Below are 3,710 nucleotides of genomic sequence, written 5' to 3'. Positions count from 1 at the left end.
ACATCTAAACTCCTACTTAGATTTACGTCCTCATTATACATGATTTGTGATTTACAAATCATTTACGATCGCTATATTTTAATTCTAATACTTTGAGTAAAGCCGGAATAGCTGTGATTTCATTAGATTTTTTATCAACCTTAACTTGTCCTAAAACTAATCTTTTACGGGTCGCCCAAGCACTAAGGGACTTGCGGGAAAATAGAATACCAGTCACTCTAGAGAAGAGGAGACAAAAAAAGGCGACGCTCTTGCTCCAATCACACTTGACTCAAAGAAGGATGATACTCGACGCAACCGTTAAAGCTACGTTCAAGGATGCCAGTGAGAAACTTACGGGATACCGTAAACGAGACTTCATGGCCAAGGTCACCGAAGATTACTTCGATGGGTCGGCGCGCAAAGCGGAAACCGTCATGGGGTGGAATCGCCAGAGCGTACAACTGGGGTTAAATGAACGGCGAACAGGACTCATCTGTGTGGATAACTATCAAGCCAGGGGACGACACAAAAGTGAACAAGTGGTGCCCAACCTAGAAGCAGATATCGGCTCTTTGGTGGACACGCAAGCCCAAGCCGACCCGAAATTGCAATCTACATTTTTATATGCGCGTATCAGTGCCAGAGCAGTGCCAGAGGCATTAGTGAGTAAAGCTGGCTACAGAGAGAGCGAATTACCCTCTCGCCAGACAACGGGCGAAATTCTCAATCGCTTGGGGTATCGCCTAAAAAAACACAAAAAACGAAACCCCTGAAAAAGATTGCTCAAACCGATGCTATTTTCGAGAATGTGTTCCAACAGAATCAGGCATCGGATGAAAATCCCCACTCGTTGCGAGTGTCGATTGATACCAAAGCCAAGGTCAAGATTGGCAACCTGTCGAGAGGTGGTAAGGCACGGACGTTGGAACCAAAGAAGGCTGATGACCACGATACCCACTGGCAGTCGGTTTTAGTCCCCTTTGGCATTCTCAACACCCACAGCGAACAGTTATCGATTTATATGGGTCAGTCGGCTGAAACCAGTGATTTTATCGTCGATTGTTTAACCGCTTGGTGGAAAGACAATCAACTGGATTATCCCGATATCTCAGAATGGGTGATTGACCTTGATGGTGGTGCAGCAACTCGTAGTGACCGAACGCAATTTATCAAACGCATGGTTGAACTATCCAAAGCGATTGATGTAAAAATCCGACTGATTTACTATCCTCCTTACCATAGCAAGTACAATCCCATTGAACGCTGTTGGGCTGCCCTAGAAAATTATTGGAACGGCGTAATTTTAGACTCGGTTGAAGCCGCTATACAGTGGGCTGCCAATATGACTTGGAAGGGCATTGCACCAATTGTGCATCACGTCGAAACCATCTATGACAAAGGCATTAAAGTCCTACCAACTGAGTTAGAACACTACCATCCTTTCTGGCAGCGTTCTGAGACATTGCCCAAATGGGATATCACGATTGTCCCCGGTTGATTGGTACCTTATTTTCTTGCAACTCCCTAAACACTTCAAATGCCTTGCCATCCATTGAGTCATTCATCGTCATTAATGCCACCACTTTTTTAATATTAATAGCTCCAATTGCTGTGATTTTTGCACCCGATAGAATGGTTTTAAATCACATACTAGGAGTGCCGTGATGTGAGCGAGCATACTTCCTACTTAAACCGAGTAAAACCCCCATTTCATCCAGAAAAGCCAGGTTCTCTTGAGCTACAGCAGATTGCAGGTTTATAGATGACAGTAACAGCATTTAGTAAACCAGTTTTTTAAATGTTGAGGATTTATTAAATCTAGTGCGGCGGCAATTAAGGTATCAATCATTTTTGTAGTAGCTGGAGTAAACTTACGCAGAAAAGACTTAAGTTGTGACCACCATAATTCCATGGGATTAAAATCGGGAGAATACGGTGATAAGTTAATAATACTTGCACCAACTGCTTCAATCATCGGTGCAATAGAAGCCATTTTATGTGCTGGCAGATTATCCATTACTACTACCGCTCCTACCCAAAGTTCCGGCACTAAAAAGTTTAAGGGTAAACACTTCAAATGCTTTGCCATCCATTGAGTCATTCATCGTCATTAATGCCAACACTTTTTTAATACTAATAGCTCCAATTGCTGTGATTTTCGCACCCGATAAAATGGTTTTAAATCAGATACTCTCGTACCGTGAGGTGAGCGAGCATAATTTCTAGTCAAACCGAGTAAACCCCCCATTTCATCAAGAAAAACCAGGTTCTCTGGAGCTATATTCTTCACTTTTTTCCAGTATTCTCCTCTTAATTTTTGCACCCGGTCTGTTGCCGCTTGACTACTGAGTAGTGTCTTTTTTTTTGAGTTAATCCCAGCCTTTTTAATTCTCGGCACATGGTACTAGGACTTACCCATTGCCCGTAAATATTACCCCAATATTCACAATCTTCTGACAACGATGCTCTCTGGATATTTTTTTACTAGCTCATGCAGCTGACTTGAATATCCATTCAACTCACTTTTCTGGCTTCCACATTGAGAGGATGTTTTAAAAGGGTCGTTTGACCTCATAGTTGGCACAAAGAAGCATCTAAGTATGGGCCCAAACCTTGATTTATCGTCTCAGTTAAGCCCAATCATCAGGGCTAAATTATACCTGACCAGACTTTTAAAACATCCTCTGAGGACGTGGTTGGATATCTCCTGTAAGTTGGTAGCGCTTTAATAGTCGTTCAACAATCATACTTACTGACATCAAATCTGATAGCTAGTTTTCTAATAGATGTGTTACCCTGTTTGTAAGCTTTGACCACTTTTTCTCGAAGTTCGATCGGTAATGGTTTCATTACTGCTATTAATATACTATTTTTCAGTGTACTCTATTTACCTGCAATCTGCTGTATGTTGGACTACCCATTTGCGCTCGTGACTGTAAACAGAAACCATGCTCACAAAATTTTTGTAAGAGGTATTGCCAGCGACTAAGGTACTTTTGATGGTTTTTCCGTCAATTGCCATCAATTCTCCAGGGAGAATTGGTAATTTCTGTTGGGATCATACATTAAAAATAACGGCAAGAATCTCAAAATCTAATGAGTGAATTATATTTCTAAAAGTTGAATCTGATGGGAAGCGAATATCCCTGGAGAGGTTGAATAAGTTTATGAGAGTTGCTCGATGATTTTTGGTAAAATCAACTAATGGTTTATACCCCCACTATCATGTACAACTACCCAATAACATTATTGTTAGTATCAGCCATAAGGGATGTCTGATGCCTCTTGGATGTCGATTTTCGGGAACTGCAATAATAGCTTCAATTAAATTCATTACGCTATGTACCAATTAAGGATAGTCTGATCGCTCGGGTCAGACCCAATCACCTCTTCTATGATACATTTATCCTCTGACAATTAATCCACCCTGTGATTTGATTTATTGGTCGGGGTTTATTTGTCAGGGTTTGCATCGATCTCTGGTGTTTAATTATGTCAACAAACACGTCATACCATTTTTTTAAAGATGTGATAGACTTATGTTCAAAGTAAAGGAGAGCATTACAATGTCTGGTCGTCCTCATATAAAGATTACCGAATCTGTAGAAAATTTACGAGAAATCCTCAAACAGCAAACAATAATCCTAGCTTAGAGGATGTTTTAAAAGTCAAAGCAAGTTAAAAATTATGCGAGTCGTCTGACCATGATCCGAATCATCGCTATGTAG

4 protein-coding genes and 1 pseudogene are annotated in these 3,710 nt (G+C 41.0%); 2 read left to right on the top strand and 3 right to left on the bottom strand.

The features are described 5' to 3' along the window. Positions 1 to 76: 76 nt before the first annotated feature. A pseudogene (locus tag QUA20_RS32255) lies at positions 77 to 187 on the bottom strand (ISAs1 family transposase); the annotation flags it as partial. A gap of 64 nt (positions 188 to 251) precedes the next feature. Between QUA20_RS32255 and QUA20_RS31455 the strand changes: the two are divergent. Together QUA20_RS31455 and QUA20_RS31450 are read left to right on the top strand one after the other, a co-directional pair. Then, complete coding sequence (locus QUA20_RS31455; protein WP_333194251.1) at positions 252 to 755, top strand: hypothetical protein; 504 nt, start codon at positions 252 to 254, stop codon at positions 753 to 755. Continuing rightward, on the top strand, positions 674 to 1,480 hold the full coding sequence (locus QUA20_RS31450; RefSeq protein WP_333194252.1) for an ISAzo13-like element transposase-related protein: 807 nt from the start codon (positions 674 to 676) through the stop codon (positions 1,478 to 1,480). Before QUA20_RS31455 ends, QUA20_RS31450 begins: the two co-directional genes overlap by 82 nt. A gap of 258 nt (positions 1,481 to 1,738) precedes the next feature. Here QUA20_RS31450 and QUA20_RS31445 read toward each other — a convergent pair whose 3' ends face one another. Both QUA20_RS31445 and QUA20_RS31440 read right to left on the bottom strand, forming a co-directional pair. Further along, a complete protein-coding gene (locus QUA20_RS31445; RefSeq protein WP_333194250.1) occupies positions 1,739 to 2,083 on the bottom strand; it encodes a transposase in 345 nt (114 codons plus the stop codon). Between the two features lie 9 nt (positions 2,084 to 2,092). Further along, the gene (locus QUA20_RS31440; protein ID WP_333194249.1) at positions 2,093 to 2,380 is read right to left on the bottom strand and encodes a hypothetical protein; all 288 of its coding nucleotides are present in this window, start codon (positions 2,378 to 2,380) and stop codon (positions 2,093 to 2,095) included. Between the last annotated feature and the right edge of the window lie 1,330 nt (positions 2,381 to 3,710).

Origin of the sequence: Microcoleus sp. Pol7_A1 (genome assembly GCF_036701085.1) — a bacterium.
Classification (GTDB): Bacteria; Cyanobacteriota; Cyanobacteriia; order Cyanobacteriales; family Microcoleaceae; genus Microcoleus; species Microcoleus asticus.
This window is presented reverse-complemented; position numbering and strand designations above follow the sequence as displayed.